This is a genomic window from Methylobacterium tardum (assembly GCF_023546765.1).
Lineage (GTDB): Bacteria > Pseudomonadota > Alphaproteobacteria > Rhizobiales > Beijerinckiaceae > Methylobacterium > Methylobacterium tardum.
Genome location: NZ_CP097484.1, coordinates 2,092,414 through 2,114,070, shown reverse-complemented (window position 1 = coordinate 2,114,070; position 21,657 = coordinate 2,092,414). Strand labels below are relative to the sequence as shown.

Below are 21,657 nucleotides of genomic sequence, written 5' to 3'. Positions count from 1 at the left end.
GAGACCCTTGCCGGACGTGAGCCCGGCTCGGCTCAGGCGTCGAGGTTCCCGCGATGCCGCGCCCTGACCGTCTCGCCCGTCCTGTCGGAGGCGGGCAGGGACCGGCGGTCGAAGGGCAGGCGCAGGCCGGCGACGACCGGATAGACCGCCGGCAGCACGACGAGGGTGAGCAGCGTCGCGGAGATCAGGCCGCCGATCACCACGGTCGCCAGCGGTCGCTGAACCTCCGCCCCGGCGCTCGTGGAGAGGGCCATGGGCAGGAAGCCGAGGGCGGCCACCAGCGCGGTCATGATCACCGGCCGCAGCCGCATCCCGGCGGCGCGCGTCGCGGCCTCCCGAGGCGCCAGGCCGGTCGCCTCCAGGTCGCGGATGTAGCTCGTCAGCACGACGCCGTTGAGGATCGCGATGCCGAAGGTCGCGATGAAGCCGATCGCCGCCGAGATCGAGAACGGCATGTCGCGCAGGGTGAGCGCCAGGATGCCGCCGGTGGCGGCGATCGGGACGTTCAGGAAGATCAGGCCGGCGAGGCGGATGTCGGCGAACATCACCACCAACAGGACCAGGATCGCCGCCAGGGCGGCGGGGACGACGACGGAGAGGCGGGCGGTCGCCTCCTGCAGGGTCTGGAACTGCCCGCTCCAGACCAGGGAATAGCGCGGCGGCAGCGTCACCTGCCGGTCGACGGCGGCGCGGGCGGCCTCGACGAAGCTCCGGACGTCGCGGCCGCGGACATTCGCCTGCACGGAGATCCGCCGCTGCAGGCGCTCCCGGCTGATCTGCGCCGGACCGGAGGCCACGTCCACGCTGGCAACCAGCGCCAGCGGCACCATCATCCGGCTGCCCGCCGCGCGGCCGGGCTCGTTGCGTCCAACCGGCAGGGCGCGGATCCGCTCGATGTCGCTGCGGTCGGCCGGATCCAGGCGCACCACGATCTCGGTGATCGCGTTGTCGTCGCCGTAGACCACGCCGCTGGTGCGGCCGCCGAGGCTCTCGACCACGTCGAGCACGTCGGAGACATTGATGCCGTAGCGGGCCGCCTTGGCGCGGTCGACCTGGATCGCGAGCGCCGGCATGCCGGCCTGGGCCTCGGCCTTCACGTCCGCAGCGCCGGGGATCCCCGACACCGTGCGCACGATGGCGTCGGCCGTCTCCTTCAGGACCGTCAGGTCGTCGCCGTAGAGGCTGATCGCCACGTCGCCGCGCACGCCCTCCAGCAGGTCGTCCATGCGCATCTGGATCGGCTGGGAGAAGGTGTAGGCCACGCCCGGCACCTCCTCCTTGAGCCGCCGGTCGAAGGCCGCGACGAGACCGTCCTGCGTGTCGGCGGTCGCCCAAGTGGCGGGATCGGTCAGCGTGATGAAGCTGTCGGTCGATTCCACGCCCATCGGGTCGGTGGGGATCTCGGCGCTGCCGGTGAGCGAGACGACGCGCTTTACCTCCGGAAACGACTTCAGCACCCGCTCGATGCGGGTCACTGCGGCCAGCGAGGCGCTGAGATCGATGCCGGGCAGCTTCTCGGAGGTGACGACGATCGAGCCCTCCGACAGCTTCGGCAGGAACTCGCCGCCGAGCCGCGTGGCCAGCACCCAGGATCCCGCGAACAGGGCGAGGGTCGCCAGCACGGTCAGGCCGGCATGCCGCTCGGCGGCGCGCAGCATCGGCGTGTAGGCGCCGCGCACCCAGTGGACGAGGCGCGTCTCGCGCTCGCCGACGCCGCGGCCGGCGAGGAAGATCGCGGCGAGCGCCGGCATCAGCGTCAGGGTCACGACCAAGGCGCTGCCCAGCGCCAGGATGACGGTCAGCGCCATCGGCACGAACATCTTCCCAGCGACGCCCTGGAGCGCGAGGATCGGCACGTAGACCAGAATGATGATCGCCACCGCGAACATCACCGGCCGCGCCACCTCGGCGGCGGCGTCCCGGACGAGGTCGTGGGCCGGCCGGTCCGGGTGCGCGCCGCGGGCGCGCAGCACGTTCTCGATCATCACCACGGCGCCGTCGGCGATCAGGCCGAAATCGATGGCGCCGAGACTCATCAGGTTGCCTGAGATGCCGAGGAGCCGCATGCCGGCAAAGGCCATCAGCATCGACATCGGGATCGCCGCGGCCACGATCAGCCCGGCCCGGAGGTCGCCGAGCAGGAGCAGCAGGACGACGACCACGAGGACTGCGCCTTCGAGGAGGTTGTGCGCCACGGTGTGGATCGTGCGGTCGGCGAGCGCGCTGCGGTCGTAATAGGGGACGATCGCCATCCCGGGCGGAAGCTGCGGGCGCAGGTCGTCGATCGTCCTCTTGACCTCTCCGACCACTGCGCTGGCATTCGCGCCGACCTGCATCAGCGCGATGCCGACGACCGTCTCGCCCGCCACGTCGTGGGTCACGGCCCCCAGCCGGACCTTGGGCGATTCCACCACCTGGCCCAGCGTCGCGAGCGTCACCGGGACGCCGCCCGGGCCGGTGGCGACGACGATGGCGGCGATGTCGTCCGGCCCCTTGGCGAGGCCGAGGCCGCGGATCACCTCCTGCTGGTCGTTGTGCGCGATGTAGGCGCCGCCGCGGGCGGCGTTGTTGTCGGCGAGCGCCGTGAAGACCTGGGCGAGGGTGACGCCGTAGCGGCGCAGGGCGTCGGCGGAGACCCGGACCTCGTAGGTCGGCATCTCGCCGCCGTAGATGTTCACGTCGGCGATGCCCGACGTGAGCTTCAGCTTCGGCGCGATCGTCCATTGCAGGGTGCGCCGAAGCTGCATCGGCGTGTAGGCGGGCCCGCGCAGCTCGAACTGGTAGATCTCGCCGAGTCCGGTGGCCATCGGGCCCATCTGCGGGTCGCCGATTCCGGCCGGCATCAGGCTCTTGGCGGCGGGCAGGCGCTGGAACACTTGGCTGCGCGCCTCCGCGAGTGGCATGCCGTCGGCGAAGGTGACGTAGACCGCCGAGACACCGGCGCGCGACGTGGAGCGGATCCCCGTCAGGGCCGGCGCCCCCGCCATGGCGTTCTCCACCGGGAAGGTGACGAGGCGCTCGACCTCCAGGGGGCCCAGGCCCGGCGACAGGGTCAGGATCATCACCTGCTTGGGCGAGATGTCCGGCACCGCGTCGATCGACAGGCCGTCGAGGTTGGCGACGCCTCCCGCCGCGGCGGCGAGCGCCACCACCAGGACCAGGAAACGGCGGCGGATCAGCAGGGCGAACCAGGCGCGCATCGGGCGCCTCAATCCGTCGCGCCGAGCAGGCTGCGCAACAGGATCGCCTTGAGCCCGAAGCTGCCCGCGGTCGCCACGCTCTCGCCGGCCGCGACGCCGCTCTGGACCTCGACCCAGTCCGAGCGCTGGATCCCGAGCCGGAGGGCGCGCCGCTCGAACCGGTCGGGGGCGACGCGCACGAAAGCGATCGGTCCCTGCTCGGTCTGCTGGACGGAGGCCGCCGGCACGGTGACGCCGTCCCGGCCGAGATCCGCCGCGATGGTGACGGAGACGAACATGTTGGCGCGCAGGAGATCGCCCGGATTGTCGAGCTCGATCCGCGCCGGCGCCGTGCTGGTCGCCGGATCGAGGGCGGCGTTCACCGAGCGGACACGTCCCTCGAAGGGAGGATGACCCGGGATCGGGCTCTCCACCGCGGCGGAGTCGCCGGCCTTCACCCGCGCGGTATCCGGCCCGTAGAGGTTCGCCAGCACCAGGATGCGGGTCGGGTCGGCGACCGTGACGGCGTCGCGTCCGGTATCGACCACCTCGCCGAGGGTGACGCCGACGCTGGTCACGATGCCGGAAATCGGGGTGACCACGGCGCTGGTGCCGGGCGCGGCCCCCTCGGCGGGGGCGAGGCGCCGGTACTGCGCCCGGTACAGCTCGACATTGGCCTCGGCCGATTGGATGGCGGCCCGGGCCTTGGCGAGGTCCACCTGACGCCGCTCGACCTCCGCCTGGGCGACACCGCCGAACTTGAGCTGCTCCTGGCCGCGCTTGAGCTGCAGCGCCGCCACCGCCTCGGAGGCCTGCGCCTCGCCGAGGGCCGCCTGCGCGGCCGTGAGGCCGTTGCGCGCGTCGAGGAGGCCGGCGGCGTCGAGGGTCGCCAGCACCGGCCGGCCTCGACCGGGTCGCCCGGCTGGACCGCGAGGCTCAGGACGCGCCCCGGGGTCCGCGGCTTCAGATGCGTCATCCGCCGCTCGCCGAACGCGACGGTGCCGGGGGCGCGAACCGGCAGCACGATCCGGCGGGCCTCGGCCTGCCCGACGGCGAGGCCGATCCGCGTCTGGCCGGCCGCGTCGAGGGTGACGCTGTCCGGATCGGCCGGGGCCTCGCCGCCCTTCGTGTCGGACGCCTCCGTCACGGGCGTGGCGGGCGACAGACCCAGCCGGTCGCGGATCGGCGCGCGGCCGAACCAGCCCGCGACGGCGAGCGCCGCGGCCAGCAGGACGAGGCGCGGGAGGACGCGCCCCGAGCGCCGGGTCGGCGGTCGGGCCGATTCGCGATCCTCCGCGCGCGCCGGCCCGGCGGGCGCGGCGCGATCGTCCGCTTCGGAATCCGGGGCGGCCGATCGCGGCTCGGCGTTCAGCGACATGCGCGACGCCGCAACCGGCCGGGCAGGGAGGCGGCCAAGCCCCGGAATTTGCGCTGCCTCATGCGTCGAGGCCCGGCGGCAGGACATCCTCGGTGACGAACCGGCCGGTCTCGACCTCGCGGATTACGACCTCGTAGCCTTCGCAGCGCAGCTCCCTGAGCCGCGCGAGGGAGACGTAGGTCCCGGTCTCGACGTCATACAGGCGGCTCTGCGCGTAGCGGTTGATCAGGCGCCGCGGGCGCCGCTTCCTAGGCATTGCCCGCCGGCCTCCCGCCGAACGGGGCGGCTTGGATCGGGCAGGGGCATCGGGACCGGGGCCGCATCGCTGGAATCCGAAGAGCGCGCCGTCCGGCGCGGCGCGCGGTAACGGGCTAGAGTCATTCCAACAAAGGGGGCAACGTGATGTGGTGCCATTAAATTCGGGTTCACAGTGGCGGCCGCGGGGCGATTTGTGCCGCGAAGTCCGGCACAAGGGAGTCGAGGCGGTTCACGCGTGGACCGGAGGCGGGGGCGTGGCGAGGCTGCTGCTCATCGAGGACGATTCCGAGACGGCGGCGGACGTGCGCGACGACCTGCGCGGGCGCGGCCACGACGTCGCCTGGGCCGCGACCGGACCCGAGGGCGCGCGGGCGGCACGGGAGGGCGGCTGGGGGGCGATCATCCTCGACCGGATGCTGCCCGGCCGCGACGGCCTCAGCGTGCTCCAGGATCTCCGCCTGGAGGGGGACCGCACCCCGGCGCTGGTCCTGAGCGCGCTGGGCGACGTCGACGAGCGGATCCGCGGCCTCCGGGCGGGCGGCGACGACTACCTCGCCAAACCCTTCGCGCTGGGCGAACTCGCTGCGCGCATCGAGGCGCTGCTGCGGCGGCCGGTCGACAGCCCCGAGACGGTCCTGCGTGTCGGCAGCCTGGAGATCGACCTGATCGCCGGCACCGGCCGGCGCGGCGCGCGCGACCTCGAGCTCCTGCCGCGCGAACTCAAGCTCCTCGCCTACCTCATGCGCCGCCCCGGCCAGATCGTGACCCGGGCAATGCTGTTCGAGGAGGTCTGGAACTACCGCTTCACGCCGAAATCCAACCTGATCGACGTCCATGTCGGGCGCCTGCGCCGGAAGCTGGAAGCGGGCGGCGAGGCTCCGCTGATCCACAGCGTGCGCGGCACGGGGTTCACGCTCGCGCCCGATGGCTGACCTGCTGCGCTCCACCGCCTTCCGCTGGGCGCTCGGCATCGCCCTGTGGTCCGCGCTGCTCGCCCTGGCGATGTTCGCCTTCGTCTACTGGCAGACGGCCGACTATCTCCGCGAGGAACTCGCCGAGACGCTGCGGCTGGAGGTCCGGGCGGCGGCGGCCGACGACGCGGCCGCCGCGAACCGCGTGGACACGTGGATCGCGATGGATCCCCACGCCACCCATTATGGCGGCCTGTTCGGCCCGGACGGGACGCGCCGGGCGGGCAATCTCGGCGCGGTGCCGGAGCATCTGGCCCGCGACGGCGACGCCTACCGGGTGAGCGCGACGGTCGACCTCGCGGGACGCACGCTTCAGGATGAGATCTGGGCGGCCGCACTGACCCTCGCCGACGGCCGCATCGTGGTGATCGCGCACGACACCGACGAGATCGACCGGGTGAAGGCCACGACCCTGCGGGCCCTCGGGCTCGGGCTGGTGCCGACGCTGGCGCTCTCCGTCCTCGGCGGCCTGCTGCTCACGAGCCGCGCGCGCCGGCGCCTCGCCGCCACCGAGGCCGCCGTGGCCGAGGTCATGCGCGGCGACCTGCGCCGGCGCCTGCCGGTCGGCGATCACGACGACGAGTTCGACCGGCTGACCCGGACGGTCAACCGGATGCTCGACGAGATCGAGCACCTGATGGGCGAGGTCCGCAGCGTCGGCGACGCGGTGGCGCACGACCTGCGCACGCCGCTCACCCGTCTGCGCGCCCGGCTGGAGCGCACGCGCTCGCAGGCCCGGAGCGTCGCGGAGTTCCACGAGGCGATCGACCAGGGCCTCATCTGGATCGACCAGACGCTCGCCATGGTCACCGCCGTGCTGCGGATCGGCGAGATGGAGGACGGGCGCCGCCGCGGGGCGTTCGCCCGGGTCGACCTCGGCGAGGTCGCGGCGGTCGCGGTCGAGTTCTTCGCGCCGCTCGCCGAGGAGAAGGACATCGACCTCGCGCTCTCGGTCCCACCGGTGCGCATGTCATCGACGGCGACCGCGACCTGTGCTTCGAGGCGGTCTCGAACCTGGTCGACAACGCGCTGAAATTCACGCCGCCCGGCGGCCGCGTACGCGCCGGCCTGCAGCGCACCGACGACGCGGTCGTCGTGACGATCAGCGATACCGGGCCCGGCCTGCCGCCAGGGGAGCGCACCACCGTGTTCCACCGCTTCTATCGCTCCGAGGCGGCGCGCCACACGCCGGGTCACGGGCTGGGCTTGAGTCTCGTGGCGGCGATCGTGAAGCTCCACGGCGCGGGCGTGACGATCCGGGACGCGCCGGGCGGCGGCTGCCATGTCGCGCTGCGCTTCCCGATGGCCCAAGCGGCCGAGGCCCAGGCCGATACGGGTCGGTCCGGCCACAATCCGGCACGCTAGCCTCGGATCCGAGCACCTGTCTCACCTTCGCGCTCGAATACCAGTCCTCCACACGATGACCTCGAGTCTAACCCCGAGCGAAAGCGGTGGTTAAGTCCCGCCATGCCAATCCGTCTGACCCGACCGGCGGCTTGGCGTGGATGTGCCGATGATTCTGTTGCGGCACTTGAACGCGTGCCTCAGGTCGGCCCGGACCTGGATCGCGCTCGGCGTCCTCGCGCCGGTCGGCATGCTGGCGGCGTCCGGCCTGATGCTGCTCGATCTGCGCCGGGATGCCTGGGACAGGGCCGAGCAGACCTCGCGGAACCTCCTGCAGGTGCTGGAGCGCGACATCGCGCGCAATGTCGAGATGTATGATCTCTCGATCCGGGCCGCCGTCGAAAATCTGCGGGCTCCGGGCCTGGGTCAGGCCAGCGCGCAGATGCGCCAGCTCATCCTGTTCGATCGCGCGGCCACCGCCCGCGACATGGGCGTGATGCTCATCCTGGATGAGCGCGGCGACGCGGTGGACGACATTGATGCCGTGCCGGCCCGCAAGGGCAATTACGCGGACCGGGAGTACTTCCAGGTTCACAGGGCGCGCGCCGGGCTGGGCCTTCATGTCGGAACGCCGATCGTCTCGCGCCTGACCGGCGAGCCCATGCTGCCGTTCAGCCGGCGCGTCGACAAGCCGGACGGAAGCTTCGGCGGCGTGGTCCTGGGCAGCCTGAAGCTGTCGTACTTCGCGCACCTGTTCGGCGAGATCGATCTCGGCCGCGGCGGCGCGATCAACCTCTACCTGAACGACGGCACCCGCCTGATGCGCTACCCATCCGAGCAGGCCGATATCGGGGCGAACATCGCGCAGGCGCCCACCTTCCGGAGATTCATGCGGGAGGGACGCGGCAGCTTCGTCGCCACCTCCGTGCGCGACGGGATCGAGCGCTACTACACCTTCACGCGCATCGGCGCCCTACCGCTGATCCTGAACGTCGCCCTGTCCACGCGGGACGTCGAGGCCGACTGGTACGCGCGGGCGACCGTGATCGGCAGCGTCCTGCTGGTGCTCTGCGGGCTCACGATCGCGCTCTCCCTGCTGTTCGGGCGCGAGCTGCGCCGGCGGGAGGCGATGCGGGCCGAGCTGGCGACGCTGTCGCGCACGGACGCCCTGACGGGCCTGCCGAACCGCCGCTGCTTCGAGGACAGGTTCGCGCTGGCGCGCGCGGCGGCCCGCGACGCGGGCCGACCACTGGCACTGCTGATCGCCGATGCCGACCATTTCAAGCGCTACAACGACCGGTACGGGCATCCGGTGGGCGACGAGGTGCTGAAGGGGCTTGCGCGCCGCCTGTCCGCGAGCGTCCACCGCCCGGAGGATCTCGTCAGCCGCATCGGCGGCGAGGAATTCGCGATCCTGCTGCCGGACACCGACGAGGCCGGCGCCCTGCGCATCGCCGACAGGGTCCATGCCGAAATCCGCGCGCTCACGGTGGCCTCTGCGGGGATCGGTGCAGGCGCCGTCACGGTGAGCATCGGGCTCGCCTGCGCGGTGCCGAGCCATGGCCGGGGCCCGTCCGTGCCGGACCTGTACCGGCTGGCCGACGGCGCGCTCTACGAGGCCAAGGCGGGCGGCCGCAATCAGACCCGCTGCGCCGCGCCGCAGGGCGTGCCGGCGACGCCCCCGCGGGGAACCCTGCAGCTGGTGAGCGCCTCCTGACCCCGTGAGGATACGCTTCGGATCCGTCGCATCGCCGGTCCGGAGACTCGACGCGGCCCCCCTCTCGACCCCATCCATCACACTCGGACCGTCGCGACCCGCGCGTCCGGACGCGCCCAGCCGTGCGCGCGTTGCACCCGCAGCCTCGTCAGCGCGTCAGGATGCCGAGGGAATCTCGGGCCGGCTCTCGGCGCCAGTGCCATCTGAGCGCGCATCCGCCTGCGTCAGCGCAAGGGACCGGCAGCCCCGAAGGTGTCGGCGCGGATCCTAGGCCGCGGCCCTGTGGCCCCGTGTCCGCCGGTCGAGCCCCGCCACCGTCGCGTCGAGCAGCCGCTCCAGCGCGTCGCACGCGGACGGCGCTTCGGCGCAGGCCGAATCCCGGGCCGCCAGCTCGATGGCCCGCAGCGGCTCGACCAGGGCCCGCGCGCCGATGTTGGCGCTCATGGATTTCAAGCTGTGCGCGGCCCTGGCGATGGCCGGCTGGTCCGAGTCGGTGAGAGCGGCGCGCAGAGCGGACAGCGCCTGGGGGGCCTGCGCCCGGTACAGGCCGAGAATGCGGTCCAGGAAAGCGCCGTCCCCGAGGCCGAGGAGGCCGTCCAGCACCTCGGCGTCGAGCAGATCGTCGGGCGCCGGCACGGCCGCCGACAATCCTTCCGGTTGCGCCGGGGTGATGGCGTCCGGTGCCCCGTCCCGGAGCTCAGGCGCGTGCGCCTGCAGGAGCTCGGCCAGCTGCCGCAGGGTGAAGGGCTTCGCGAGCGTCCCGTCCATGCCGGCCGCCGCTGCCGACTCGGCCGCCTCGGCCAGGACATGGGCGGTGAGCGCGATGATCGGGGTGCGGCGGCCTCCGGCGGACGCCTCGCGCTGACGGATCGCCCGGGCGGCGGCGAAACCGTCGAGCACCGGCATGCTGCCGTCCATCAGGATCAGGTCGAACGGCTGCGCGCCGGCTTCCTGTACGGCCGCGGCCCCGTCCTCCACCGCCACGACGTCCGTGACGCCGCAGCGTGCCAGGGCCTCCAGGGCGACCTCGCGGTTGACCGCGCTGTCGTCGGCCACGAGCACGCGCAAGCCGGGGAAGCGCGGCAAAGCCTCGGTCGGCACGGCGCGCGCGGTGGGGGCAGCGAGGGCGCCGCCCTCCGCGAGCGCCGCGAGGACGGGCTGCCACTCCGCCTGGACCACGGGCCAGCGCAGGACCTCGTCGGCGAGCCCGGCCCGGAGCACCCGGTCGGCGGCCTCGTCCCCCGGCGGCCCGAGGGCGAGGACGCGCGCCGCGCCCTCCGGCCGGCGGCCCGTCGCCGCGAGGGCGGCGGCGTCGAGGATCCAGTGGGCCTTCGCGCCGCCGGCCGCCTCGACGGCCTCGAACCCGGTCGCCGCGAGGCTCGACGCGAGGGCATCCCGGGTGGCGGGACCGGCCATGCGCAGGACGACCGGAGCCGGCACGCCCGGTTGCCGCCGGATCGGCCGGGCGGCCTCGACGATCTCCCGGGGATGCGCGCCGAGAAGGTCGATCCCACGCCGACGCGGCTCGCGACCGCCACGGTGCCGCCCATCGCCTCGACGATCCGCTGGGCGATCGAGAGCCCGAGCCCGGTGCCGCCGAAGCGCCGGGTGGTGGATTGGTCGGCCTGCGCGAAGGCCGAGAAGATCGTGGCGAGCTTGTCCTGCGGGATGCCGATGCCGGTATCGGTCACGGCGACGAGCAGGCATCCGTCGGCCTCGATCGCCAGACGGACGGAAACGTGTCCGGCCTCGGTGAACTTCAGGGCGTTCGACACGAAGTTGCTCACCACCTGCCCGAGGCGGACCGGATCGCCGAGGATCGCCCGCGGCAAGTCCGGCGCCACCGAGGCCGCGAGGTCGAGCCCGGCCGACCGGGCCCGCTCGGCGAACAGGGTGATGGCCGTGTCGACGATCTCGGCGGGGTTCACGGCCACGCGCTCGAGGTCGAGCTTGCCGGCCTCGACCTTCGCGAAGTCGAGGATGTCGTTGATGATTGCCATCAGCGACTGGCCGGACCGGGCGATTACCTCGGCGTAGCGGCGCTGGCGCACCGGCAGGTCGGAACTCGCCAGCAGCTCGGCCATCACCAGCACGCCGTTCATCGGCGTCCGGATCTCGTGGCTCATCGTGGCGAGGAAGCTCGACTTGGCGGCGTTGGCGCTCTCGGCGACCTGCTTGGCCTCGCTCAGGTCCGCGGTCCGGGCGCGGACCTCCTCTTCGAGGTGGGCACTGTGGGCGGCGAGCTGGTGGTCGCGCGCGTTCACGGCCGAGAGCAGGTCGTTGAAGGTGCGCGCCAGCGCGCCGACCTCGTCGTCGCTCTCCACCGGGGCGCGCTGCGCGTAATCGTGGCGCAGGCGCGCCGCGTCCATGGTGCGGGCGAGCGCCGCCAGCGGGCGCGTGACGCTGCGCTGCAGGTACAGCGAGACGCCGAGGCCGATGGCGATGGCGAGGAGCGCGGCCAGCGCGGCGTTCTCGCCGGCGGCCCGGACGTGGTCGAGGATGTCGTCGGTCTCGCCGATCAGGACGACGCGGCCGACCGGGCGGCCATTCTCCTTGATGGTTGCGGCCGCTCGCAGGGTCCGGGTGGCGAGCATGCGCAGGAGGGACAAATCCTCGCCGTCCTGGGCGGCGTCCTGAATCAGGCGCAGGCCGAGTCCCTGCTCGGCGAGCACGGACCCGTCGAGCCGCTCGATCGCGCCGTAGACGATGGACGGCACCTCGCCGATCGCCCGCAGGGACGCGGCCGCCGCGTCGGCGTCGTTCTCCGCCGTCGCCCGGGCGCCCCCATGGGCGAAGACCTGTGCGACCGCCTCGAGCGCGGCGTGCTTGTCGGCGGCGTAGCGGGACACCTCGCGCCAGACCGACAGGGCCGCGGCCAGGATGAGCGCCGCCGTGACGGCGCCGGTGACGGCCAGGGCGAGCCGGCCGGCCAGGGAGCGTTTCGGCCTGAGCCAGGCGAGGTGCACGGTACGCTCCTGTACGGGGCCCGGACGGGCCTGATCGAGGGGAGGGCGGGAGGCGGCGGGTCGGATCAGGCGGCGGCCCGGATCCAGGTCTGCTCCACCTCGTCCCAGCCGGAGAGGAAGGCTTCGACGCAGCGCGGGTCGAAATGGAGGCCGGCCTGATCGGCCACGAAGGCCCGCGCGCGATCGAGGGGCCACGCGGTCTTGTAGGGGCGCTCCGTCACCAAGGCGTCGAACACGTCGGCCACCGCCACGATGCGGCCGGAGAGCGGGATCGCCTCGCCTTTGAGGCCCTTCGGATAGCCCGTGCCGTCCCAGCGCTCGTGGTGGCTCTCGGCGATCTCGGCGGCGAGCCGCACGACGTCGGAGCTGCTGCCCTCCAGGATCCGGCGCCCGCGCTCGGCGTGCTTCTCCATCTCGGCGCGCTCGTCGGCGGAGAGTGGCCCGCGCTTCAGCAGGATCGAGTCGGGGACCCCGATCTTGCCGACATCGTGCATCGTGGAGGCGAGCTTCAGGGTCTGGATCGCGGCGGGCTCGAAGCCGAGGTTCCGGGCGATCACGCCCACATAGCCCGCCACCCGGGCGATGTGATCGCCGGTATCGGTGTCGCGGTGCTCGGCGGCGCGCATCAGCAGGGCGATGATCTCGTGTTCCCGCGCCTCGATCACCGAGACCGCGGCCGCAACCTCGCGGGCGAGCCAGACGGTGCGGTCCTGCTCCTGCCGGTGCGCCGTACTGATCCGCATCAGGTTGGTGATGCGCGCCTGGATCTCGACCGGATCGCAGGGCTTGCCGAGGAAGTCGGTGGCGCCGGCGCGCAGGGCCTCGTGACGCAGGCTGCGCTGATCGAGGCTCGTCACCATGACGATCGGCACATGCGCGAAGCCCGGCACCGCCCGGGCGGCCGCGATGACCTCGAGACCGGTCAGGCCGTGCATGTCGTAATCGGTGACGACGACGCCGATCCGGTCGACATGCGCCCGCAGGAATTCGAGCGCCGCCCGAGGACAGGTGAAGGCCACGGGCTCGCAATCGGCCACGGGCTTCAGCGCCTGCAGCATCAGCAGGTTGTTCATCTCGGAATCGCCGAGGATCAGAGCGAGCATCGCGTCACTCCCGGACGAGGTTCCATCGGCGCAGGCCCGGCATCGTCACTCCACTCACTGCGTGATCAGCAGCTTGCCGCTGATCGGTCCCACGCCCTTGGGCACCGGGACGCTCGTCGCGTCGTAATTGGCGTTGAGGTAGAGGTTCGGCCCCTCGTAGAGATTCACCTGCTGCGCCACCACGACGGTGTAGGCGGATTGATCCGCCACCGGCTTGTCGGCATCGATGACGAGGCGTCCGGCCGGCAGGTAGATCGTGCCCAGCATCGTGCGGGCGTTGTTGCTGATGATCCGGTAGATCCGCATCGGCTTCGTCTGGCCGAGCGGCGGCGGCGTCGGCGGCAGCAGCAGCCCGGTGACATCGTCGACGACGCCCAGGGCCGGATCGATCGGGTTGGAGACGGTCGTCTGCTCGGCCATCAGCAAGCCCGCCATATCGCCGGTGGTCGGCGCCGTGAGGCTGACGGTCGTCTTCTTGTCGAAGAGCAGGCCCGCCTTGTCGCCCACGAAATAGAAGCCGACATCCGCGCCGGTGAGCGTGGCACTGTCCTTCACGATCAGAGGGCCGTCCTTGAACACGTAGATGCCGGGCTTCATCGTCACCACGGCCTTCTTCTTGATCTGGAGGCCGAAGCAGTAGGTCCCGGGATCGAGCGTGACGTCCTTGTCGATCGTCTGCATCTGGGTGAGCGGCAGCAGGTTGAACGGGAAGGGCAGGCTCGCGCAGGCGCCGACCGGAGGGTTGGCGCGGCCCAGCAGCGGATCCGCGATCACCGGGCATCCGGTCTGCGGCGGCGGCGCGAAGTTCGCGCGAACCCCGAGGTAACCGCCGGCCGAGCAGATGGTGTCGGCCCTCGCCAGCGAGCTGTCGCCGCCGACCATGCCGGTCGGGTTGGTCGAGTTGGAGTAGAGCGAGCAGCCGTTGGCGGTGACTTGCGCGTTCTTCTGCAGATTGAAGGCGCCCGGCGCCGACGGGTCGAGGGTAAGCATGCACAACCGCATCTTGCCGACGACGCTGGCCTTGGCGCGCACCGAGATGGTCTGTGAACGGATACCGAGGAAGGGTCCGAAGGCGAGCTTCACCGTGTCTTGGACCTGCGCCGCCACGCTGGTCTTGTCGCTCGCCACCGCCACGGTCACCGTGAACGGCTGGTCGGGCGACGACGGCGCATTGGTGCGGATGGCCTGCTCGGTCACGCCCTGCACGGCGGCGATGCTGGACGCGGCAAGCTTCATGGTGTTTCCACCGGACAGCACGCCCACGTCGGCGGCGTTCTGCAGCTGCGCACGGCGCGACGCGACGCGCGCGTAGTCGATGCCGCCGCCGACAAGGCCGAGCAGGACAACCGCGCTCAGGCCGAAGGTCACCGCCACGCTGCCGGACCGGTTCGGCAGAGCGCTCACCAAGCCCAGGAGCATGCGCCGCAGGTAGGAAATGATCGTGTCCTCGGGACGGGCTGACGCTCCGCATTATCAGGCGGCCCCTTAAAGAATTCGTCGCGCCGGGCCCCAGTGCGTGCAGGCAGGTTCCGATCGGCAGGGATCCCCGCCACGCCCGAGGGGATATGGTCAACGCTGCTCTAAGCAACCTTAAATCGTTGCCAGAGTTGATGCATGTTATTCTGCCTTGTCCTTGTGGGCGGCGGAACTAATGCTGCTGCTTGTGGGAAAAGCGAAGTTTTACCACGCGCCCCTCTGAAAGCCGGACGATTATTGGCTGTCTGGAACGCTTTCTAAACGGGCAGCCGGCAAACTCGCCCGAGATCGTGCCCTGCGAAGAGACGGCGCCGGCGCACGACCTGCAGAGTTCCCGCGTATGACAGGCATCCTCAGGCGTCTCGCTATCCCGGCTCTCGGCCCCGGACGAGTCATCCCGGTCGCTTCCTCTGACGCGCGGCTTGCGCGGGTGCATTCGCGGTTTCGCGTCGGGCGTTTCGCCCGCCACCGGGGCGGCGCCTCCGCGGTGGAGTTCGCGCTTCTCGCGGCCCCGTTCCTGGCCCTGCTGGGCGTCGTCGCGGAATCCGGTCTCGTCGCCCTGGAGCAGCAGACGCTGGACATGGCGGTGGACCGGGGCGTCCGTCAATTGCGGACGGGGATCTTCCAGGATGCCGCCGACGGCAGCGATCCGAGCCAGCGCTTCCGCAAGATCGTCTGCAGCGGGCCCTCGGTCCTGTTCCCCTGCACGGACCTGCGCCTCGACGTCTCGCGGGCAGCCTCGTTCGCCGCGACCAAGCCCACGGAGCCGTTCGACCGGACAAAGAAGACCTGGACGGTCGGGTTCGGCACGCGTTTCGACTGTCCTCAGGGCGGCGACACCGTGACGGTGCGCGTCGCGGTCCCGGTGATGCGTCTGTTTCAGGTGATGGACTTCACGGGCCGGATCATGTCGGACAAGTCGCAGATGCTGGTCACGACGGAGATCTTCCGGGCCGAGGATTACGAGCCGAAACCGTGCTGAGCGGTGGTCTGCGCACCGGCCTGATCGACTTCACCGCCAGCCGGAACGGGGTCAGCGCCGTCGAGTTCAGCCTGATCGCGCCGATCCTGCTCCTGATGTTCATGGCCTCGATCGAGTTGCCGCGCGCCTACATGATCGGCAAGCGCCTCGACAACGCGACGGCCACGATGGCCGACCTGATCTCCCGCGGCAACTACACGGACTTGTCACCGGTCTTCGCGGCCCTGGAGGCGATCGCCAACCCGTACGATGTGTCCCGCGCGAGCATCGTCCTGACGGCGGGGGGCACGTACCAGACCCAGAGCGGCGCTGCGGCCACGACGCAGGTCTGTTCGAGTGCTCAATCCAATGGTCAGGCCCGCCTGGCCGGATCGTCCCTCGGCCTTCCGCCGGCCGGCCTGGACCGGGCCGGCGACCGTTTCGTGATGTCGGAGGTGACGATGCCGTATCGCCCGATCTTCCCGGTCTTCTCGTCGCTCGTCGGATGGACGTTCCGGTACAAGAGGACGTGGCCCGTACGGGGCGGCGACATCTACAACGGGCAGAGCGAGATCGTTCTGCCCAGTGGAAAGCCCTGTCCCAAGTGACGCGTCGCGGGAATCCCCATGCCCGGTCCGGAACCCGGACCTTCGGCGGAGGCGGACGGTCTCGACCCGCGGGCTGACGTCCTGTGAGCGCGCGGGCCCGCGCCGGGCGCCGGGCGCGCCGTCACGCCGTCACGCCGGGGCGAGAGCCGACCCCGATCACGCTGGCGCGACCGCGCGATCCCTCGTAAACGCCTGGATTGCCGCAGCCCGAGCCCGTGAACACCGCATTGGCCGATCTTCCGCCCTCCGGAGGCCATCCGGAACTCAGTTTCCTCGCGGGGGGAGGCGAGCTCGGGGCCCTCATTCGCGGCCATGATTGGGCCGACACACCGCTCGGCCCGGCGCCCGCGTGGCCCCAAAGCCTCAAGACCGCGGTGCGCATCATGCTCACCTCGCGGCAGCCGATCTGGATCGGCTGGGGGCCCGGCCTGACCTTCCTGTACAACGACGCCTACAAGTCCATCATCGGCGGGAAGCATCCGAACGCCCTGGGGCGGCCGACCGCGGATGTCTGGCGCGAGATCTGGGCCGATATCGGCCCCCTGCTGGCGACCGCCATGGGCGGCGTCGAGGGGACCTATGTCGAGGAGCAGCTCCTGATCATGGAGCGCAACGGCTATCCGGAAGAGACCTACTACACCTTCTCGTACAGCCCGATCCCCGGCGACGACGGCCAGCCGGGCGGGATCATCTGCGCCAACAGCGAGGACACCCACAGGGTCGTGGGCGACCGACAGCTCGCCCTGCTGCGGGAGCTGGCCGCCGAGACCGTGCAGGCGCGGTCCTGGCGGGCCGCCTGCGAACGCAGCGCGACCGCCCTGGCGCGCGATCCGCACGACATCACCTTCGCGCTGCTCTACGTCATCGAGCCCGGGCAGGACGTGGCCGAACTCGCCGCCAAGGTCGGCCTGGACCCGGGAGCGGCCGGCCCCGGCGACCGGATCGCCCTCGACGCGGCCGGCCCCTGGCCGATCGGGTCCGTGGCGCGCAACCACACGGTGACGGTCGTCGCAAATCTGGAGGCGGCCGGCCTCGGCGGCGCGACCGGAATCTGGAACCGCCCGTCCGAGCGGGCAGCCCTCCTGCCCGTCCCCGCCAGCAGCGACACCGGACGTGGCGGCGTCCTGATCGTGGGCCTCAATCCCTACCGGCTGTTCGACGCGGATTACAGCGCGTTCCTCAGCCTCGTGGCGGGGCAGATCTCGGCCGCCATTGCCAGCGCCGACGCCTACGAGGAAGAGCGCCGGCGCGCCGAGGCCCTGGCCGAGCTCGACCGGGCCAAGACCGCGTTCTTCTCCAATGTCAGCCATGAGTTCCGTACGCCGCTCACCCTGATGCTCGGCCCCCTCGAGGAGGTGCTGGCGAGCGGCACGGCCGGCGCGGCCGTACGCGCCCAGGTCGAGCTCGCGCACCGGAACGGCACGCGCCTGCTCCGGCTGGTCAACAGCCTGCTCGACTTCTCGCGGATCGAGGCGGGCCGCGTGCGCGCCGCCTTCGAGCCGGTGGATCTGGGCGCGCTCACCGCCGAGATCGCCTCCGGTTTCCGCTCGGCCGTGGAGCGGGCCGGTCTCGAGCTGGACGTCCGCTGCCAGCCGCTGCCGCTGTCGTCCTACGTCGACCGGGAGATGTGGGAGAAGATCGTCCTCAATCTCCTCTCCAACGCGTTCAAGTTCACGCTCAGCGGCGGCATCCGGGTGACGACCGAACCCGCGGCAGACGGACGATCGGCCCGCGTCTCGGTCGCCGATACGGGCATCGGAATCCCGGCCGGCGAGATCCCCCGCCTGTTCGAGCGCTTCTACCGGGTCGAAGGCGCGCACGGGCGCAGCTTCGAGGGCAGCGGGATCGGGCTCGCGCTGGTGGCGGAACTCGTCCGGCTCCACGGCGGCGAGATCACGGTCGAGAGCATCGTCGGCCAGGGGACGACCTTCACGGTCGTTCTTCCCCTGGGACGCGCCCACCTCCCGGCCGCTCAGGTCCGCGACCGCGCGGATGCGGCCACCGCCGTCGTGCGCGCGCACGAGTACCTGGATGAGGCGCTGCGGTGGCTGCCGGAGGCCGCGCCGATGGAGACCGCCGGCGCGCTGTCGACGGCCGGGCTCGGCGCGATCACCCCCGACGGGGCCCTCCGGGCCGGCGCCGGGAAGGACGTGCTGCTCGCCGACGACAATGCCGACATGCGCAGCTACGTGGCGCGGCTGCTCGAAGGCCAGGGCTATCGGGTGACGGCCGTGGGCGACGGGGCGGAGGCCTTCGCCGCCGCCGCCGCGGCGCCGCCTGACCTGATCCTGACGGATGTGATGATGCCGAAGCTCGACGGCTTCGGATTGCTGCGGGCGGTGCGCCAGGAGCCCCGCACGGCCGGAATTCCGGTGATCATGCTCTCGGCGCGCGCCGGCGAGGAGGCCAAGATCGAGGGTCTCGATGCCGGGGCCGACGATTACCTCGTGAAGCCCTTCGCGGCCCGCGAACTCGTCGCCCGAGTCAACGCGAACATCCAGATGGCCGAGATGCGCCGCGAGGCCAGCCGGGCGATCTGGGCCAGCGAGCAGCGTTTCCGCATCAGCCAGGACCGGCTCTCCATGGCGCTCTCGACCGGGGGCGTCGGGATCTTCGAATGGGAGATCGACACCGACACCGTGGCCGTGCTCGGGCCGATCGCGGAGCTGTTCGGGGTAAACCGCGCGGAGGCCGAAGCCGCCGGGCTGCCGCTCGCCTCCTTCGTGGCGGGCATCCACCCGCAGGACCGGTCCCGCGTGCAGGAGGCGATCTCCGGGGCCATCGCGACCTCGACACCCTACCAGGCCGAGTACCGCGTCACCGGCAGCGACCGGGAGCGCATCGTGCTGGCCATGGGAAGGCTCTCGTCAGAGCTCGAGCGGGGCCGGCGGCTGGCGGGCGTGATCATCGACGTCACCGAGCAGCGGCACGTCGAGCAGGCCCTGCAGGCGCTGAACGAGCGCCTGGAGCAGCGCATCACCGAGGAGGTGGGCGAGCGGCTGAAGGCCGAGGATGCCCTCCGCCAGGCCCAGAAGATGGAGGCCGTCGGCCAGCTCACCGGCGGCCGGCCCATGACTTCAACAATCTGCTGGCCGGCATCTCCGGCTCGCTTGAGCTGATGCAGACCCGCATCGGCCAGGGCCGGCTCGACGATATCGGCCGCTACATGGCGGCCGCGCAGGGCGCCGCCAAGCGGGCCGCCGCCCTGACCCACCGGCTGCTCGCCTTCTCGCGCCGCCAGACGCTCGATCCCAAGCCGACGAACGTCCATGACCGCATCACCGGCATGGAGGACCTGATCCGGCGCACGGTCGGACCCGGCATCGCCGTCGCGGTGACGGAGGCGGCCGACCTCTGGGCCGCGCTCGCCGACCCCAACCAGCTGGAGAACGCGCTCCTCAACCTCTGCATCAACGCCCGCGACGCGATGCCGGACGGCGGCCGCATCACCATAGCGACCGCCAATCGCTGGCTCGATCCCGGCCCGGCCCGGGAACGCGACCTGGCACCCGGCCCGTATGTCAGCCTGTGCGTGACCGATACCGGCACCGGCATGGCGCCGGACGTGATGGCCAAGGCCTTCGAGCCGTTCTTCACCACCAAGCCGATCGGCCAGGGCACAGGCCTGGGCCTCTCGATGATCTACGGCTTCGCCCAGCAATCCGGCGGGCAGGTCCGCATCACCTCGGAGATCGGGCAGGGCACGACGGTATGCCTCTACCTGCCGCGCCATGATGGGCGCGCGGACGCTGAGGCAGCGCCCTCAGGCGTCACGCAGCCGCCGCGCGCCGAGCAGGGAGAGACGGTTCTCGTCGTCGACGACGAGCCGACGGTGCGCATGCTCGTGACCGAGGTGCTGGACGAGCTGGGTTACACGGCGATCGAGGCCACCGACAGCGCGTCAGGCCTGCAGGTGCTGCAATCGGACGCCCGGATCGACCTTCTGATCACGGATATCGGCCTGCCGGGCGGGATGAACGGCCGCCAGATGGCCGATGCCGCGCGCGCGCAGCGGCCCGGTCTGAAGGTTCTGTTCATCACCGGCTACGCGGAGACCTCGGCCCTCGGCAGCGGCCAGCTGGCGGCGGGCATGGCCGTGCTCACCAAGCCGTTCGTGATCGAGACGCTGGGGGCGCGGATCCGCGAGATCATCGCGGGTCCGTGAGTCGCGGCGCCGGGTTCCGGCCGCGCTGGCTGCAGCCGCACGGCCGGCGAAGCGGCCGCCCGTTTACCGGACGCCCACAGCGCTTGGCCGCGACTCAATGCGCCAGCAACTTCCGGGCAAACATCGCCGCGGCGAAGACCATCGCTGCAGCGGCGGTAATCAGGCTGGTCATCAGGATCCGGCGCGGCTCGGTGGCGGATTGGGCCCTGATCGCCGGGACGATGGGCACGAAGGCCTCGGCCTTCTGGGCCGCGAGGATGCGCGCGCGCTCGAACGCCAAGCGCACCTGCTCACGATACTTCTCTTCGTAGGTGCGCTTGCTCTCGAGGGCTTCGGACTGCGTCAGCGCGTTCGAGAGCCGCCGCTTCTGATCCGGATCGACGGTCGCCAACTCCCGCTGGATGCGCGCAATGTTGTTATCGAGATCCTTGATCTGCTGCTTCAGATCGACGACAGGCCGCGCCTCGGGGTTGAGGTCGCGCTGAAGGACTGCGAGCTGGATGGACAGCTTGGCGCGGGACAGCTGAAGCTCTGAGACGGTCTTGAGCGTGACCTCGTTCGATTTCACCGCGTCCAGCACACCCTCGCGATTGCGCAGCGCGTTCAGGGCTGCGCGCGCCGCCGCCACGCGCTCGTCGGCGAGCTTCAGCTCGCGCGCGCTCTCGTCCACCGCATCCTGGCGCGGCTTGATGCTCAGCTCGTTCACCATCCGCTCGGCTTCCGCCATCACGGCTTGTGTGATCGCGAGCGACTCGTCCGGATCGAAGGCTTCGACGGACAGCGTCATGATGCCGGTGCCGGACTCGATGTCGACGCTGACGCGCCGCTTCCAGTAACGGAGGAGTTTCTCGATCGGCTTGTCGGGGTTGAGACGGGACGGATAGTCGATGCTGTCGCTGCTGAACCACTTGCGGATCGGCAGTTGCGCCTCGATCGCCTCCAGCATCGGCCGGCTCAGGATGTATTCCTGCGCGATCAGCGTATCCTGGGCGATCATCTCCTTCGGAACGCCGGCATTGGTGCCGACCGCGTCGGGCGTGGCCTTGTCGGCCGTCCCGAACATGGGTCGGATCGCGAACTGTGCCTCCGTGACGTAGCGGTCGGAGGCCAGGAGGCCATAATACAGACCGCCGGCCAGCGTCGGCAGCACGAAGCAGAGGACGAACAGGATCGGAAGCCAGGGATCGCTCTTGATGTGGCTCTGGTAGGATCGGACGCCCTTCTTGCGTTCCGCGAGTCCGGGCACCCGCGCGATCTGCCGCAGCGACTGCGAAATCCCATTCTGCCGATCGGCAGCCTTGAGAAGCCGCCCCTCGGCTCTCCGAGCCTGCATGTTCATCGCCTGCTTCTCGACTGTGGAGCTGTCCTGCCCGCGATCCCCGGACGCGTCCGGGACGTGGCCGGGGTCAGTGGCACGGACAGGCGGCGAAAGCATGTCCGTGACACGCCCGCAACTCCGGCCTCGCGCCCGCCCCGGCGCGAGTCGATCCACCCTTGGGAATCTCCAGCCTGTCTCAGGGCGACCGCTCGC

At 71.3% G+C, this 21,657-nt stretch carries 12 protein-coding genes and 2 pseudogenes; 7 read left to right on the top strand and 7 right to left on the bottom strand.

The annotated features are described in order from the left end of the window. Nucleotides 1-32: 32 nt before the first annotated feature. The 3 genes from M6G65_RS09895 to M6G65_RS09885 form a co-directional block, all read right to left on the bottom strand. Nucleotides 33-3,200, bottom strand: a complete 3,168-nt coding sequence (locus M6G65_RS09895) for an efflux RND transporter permease subunit (RefSeq protein WP_250103878.1) — start codon at nt 3,198-3,200, stop codon at nt 33-35. An 8-nt stretch (nt 3,201-3,208) separates the two neighbouring features. Beyond that, nucleotides 3,209-4,075 (bottom strand): efflux RND transporter periplasmic adaptor subunit, encoded by an 867-nt coding sequence (locus M6G65_RS33705; protein WP_347710484.1) that lies wholly within the window; start codon nt 4,073-4,075, stop codon nt 3,209-3,211. Between the two features lie 540 nt (nt 4,076-4,615). Then, entirely contained in the window at nt 4,616-4,813 is a 198-nt protein-coding gene (locus M6G65_RS09885; protein WP_238195627.1) for a polyhydroxyalkanoate synthesis regulator DNA-binding domain-containing protein, read from the bottom strand. 256 nt (nt 4,814-5,069) lie between these two features. Between M6G65_RS09885 and M6G65_RS09880 the strand changes: the two genes are divergently transcribed. From M6G65_RS09880 to M6G65_RS09865, 4 genes are all read left to right on the top strand, one after another. After that, entirely contained in the window at nt 5,070-5,747 is a 678-nt protein-coding gene (locus M6G65_RS09880) for a response regulator transcription factor (protein ID WP_238195628.1), read from the top strand. Further along, complete coding sequence (locus M6G65_RS09875) at nt 5,740-6,819, top strand: HAMP domain-containing protein (protein WP_250103877.1); 1,080 nt, start codon at nt 5,740-5,742, stop codon at nt 6,817-6,819. The genes M6G65_RS09880 and M6G65_RS09875 overlap by 8 nt, the downstream gene beginning before the upstream one ends. Then, on the top strand, nt 6,759-7,151 hold the full coding sequence (locus M6G65_RS09870) for a sensor histidine kinase (protein ID WP_347710496.1): 393 nt from the start codon (nt 6,759-6,761) through the stop codon (nt 7,149-7,151). The genes M6G65_RS09875 and M6G65_RS09870 overlap by 61 nt, the downstream gene beginning before the upstream one ends. Before the next feature lie 148 nt (nt 7,152-7,299). Beyond that, nucleotides 7,300-8,847 carry a GGDEF domain-containing protein gene (locus M6G65_RS09865; RefSeq protein WP_250103876.1) on the top strand — a complete coding sequence of 516 codons (1,548 nt, stop codon included), beginning with the start codon at nt 7,300-7,302 and terminating at the stop codon, nt 8,845-8,847. 267 nt (nt 8,848-9,114) lie between these two features. Here M6G65_RS09865 and M6G65_RS09860 read toward each other — a convergent pair. The 3 genes and pseudogenes from M6G65_RS09860 to M6G65_RS09850 all read right to left on the bottom strand — a co-directional run bounded on the left by M6G65_RS09860 (nt 9,115) and on the right by M6G65_RS09850 (nt 14,335). Beyond that, nucleotides 9,115-11,813: pseudogene (locus M6G65_RS09860) on the bottom strand (ATP-binding protein). A gap of 65 nt (nt 11,814-11,878) precedes the next feature. Continuing rightward, complete coding sequence (locus M6G65_RS09855; protein ID WP_250103875.1) at nt 11,879-12,916, bottom strand: HD-GYP domain-containing protein; 1,038 nt, start codon at nt 12,914-12,916, stop codon at nt 11,879-11,881. A gap of 54 nt (nt 12,917-12,970) precedes the next feature. Continuing rightward, nucleotides 12,971-14,335, bottom strand: a complete 1,365-nt coding sequence (locus M6G65_RS09850) for a pilus assembly protein TadG-related protein (protein WP_238195633.1) — start codon at nt 14,333-14,335, stop codon at nt 12,971-12,973. 487 nt (nt 14,336-14,822) lie between these two features. On the opposite strand from M6G65_RS09850, the gene M6G65_RS09845 reads away from it, so the two are divergent. The 3 genes and pseudogenes from M6G65_RS09845 (at nt 14,823) to M6G65_RS33960 (ending at nt 20,126) form a co-directional block, all read left to right on the top strand. Then, complete coding sequence (locus M6G65_RS09845; protein WP_238195634.1) at nt 14,823-15,374, top strand: TadE/TadG family type IV pilus assembly protein; 552 nt, start codon at nt 14,823-14,825, stop codon at nt 15,372-15,374. After that, nucleotides 15,368-15,961, top strand: coding sequence for a TadE/TadG family type IV pilus assembly protein (locus M6G65_RS09840; protein WP_238195635.1), 594 nt, complete (start codon nt 15,368-15,370; stop codon nt 15,959-15,961). The genes M6G65_RS09845 and M6G65_RS09840 overlap by 7 nt, the downstream gene beginning before the upstream one ends. A gap of 227 nt (nt 15,962-16,188) precedes the next feature. Next, nucleotides 16,189-20,126, top strand: a pseudogene (locus M6G65_RS33960) (ATP-binding protein). Between the two features lie 94 nt (nt 20,127-20,220). On the opposite strand, the gene M6G65_RS09825 reads toward M6G65_RS33960, so the two are convergent. After that, nucleotides 20,221-21,465: a KpsE/RkpR family capsule polysaccharide export protein gene (locus M6G65_RS09825; RefSeq protein WP_238195637.1), complete on the bottom strand. Its 1,245-nt coding sequence runs from the start codon at nt 21,463-21,465 to the stop codon at nt 20,221-20,223. Nucleotides 21,466-21,657: the final 192 nt, after the last annotated feature.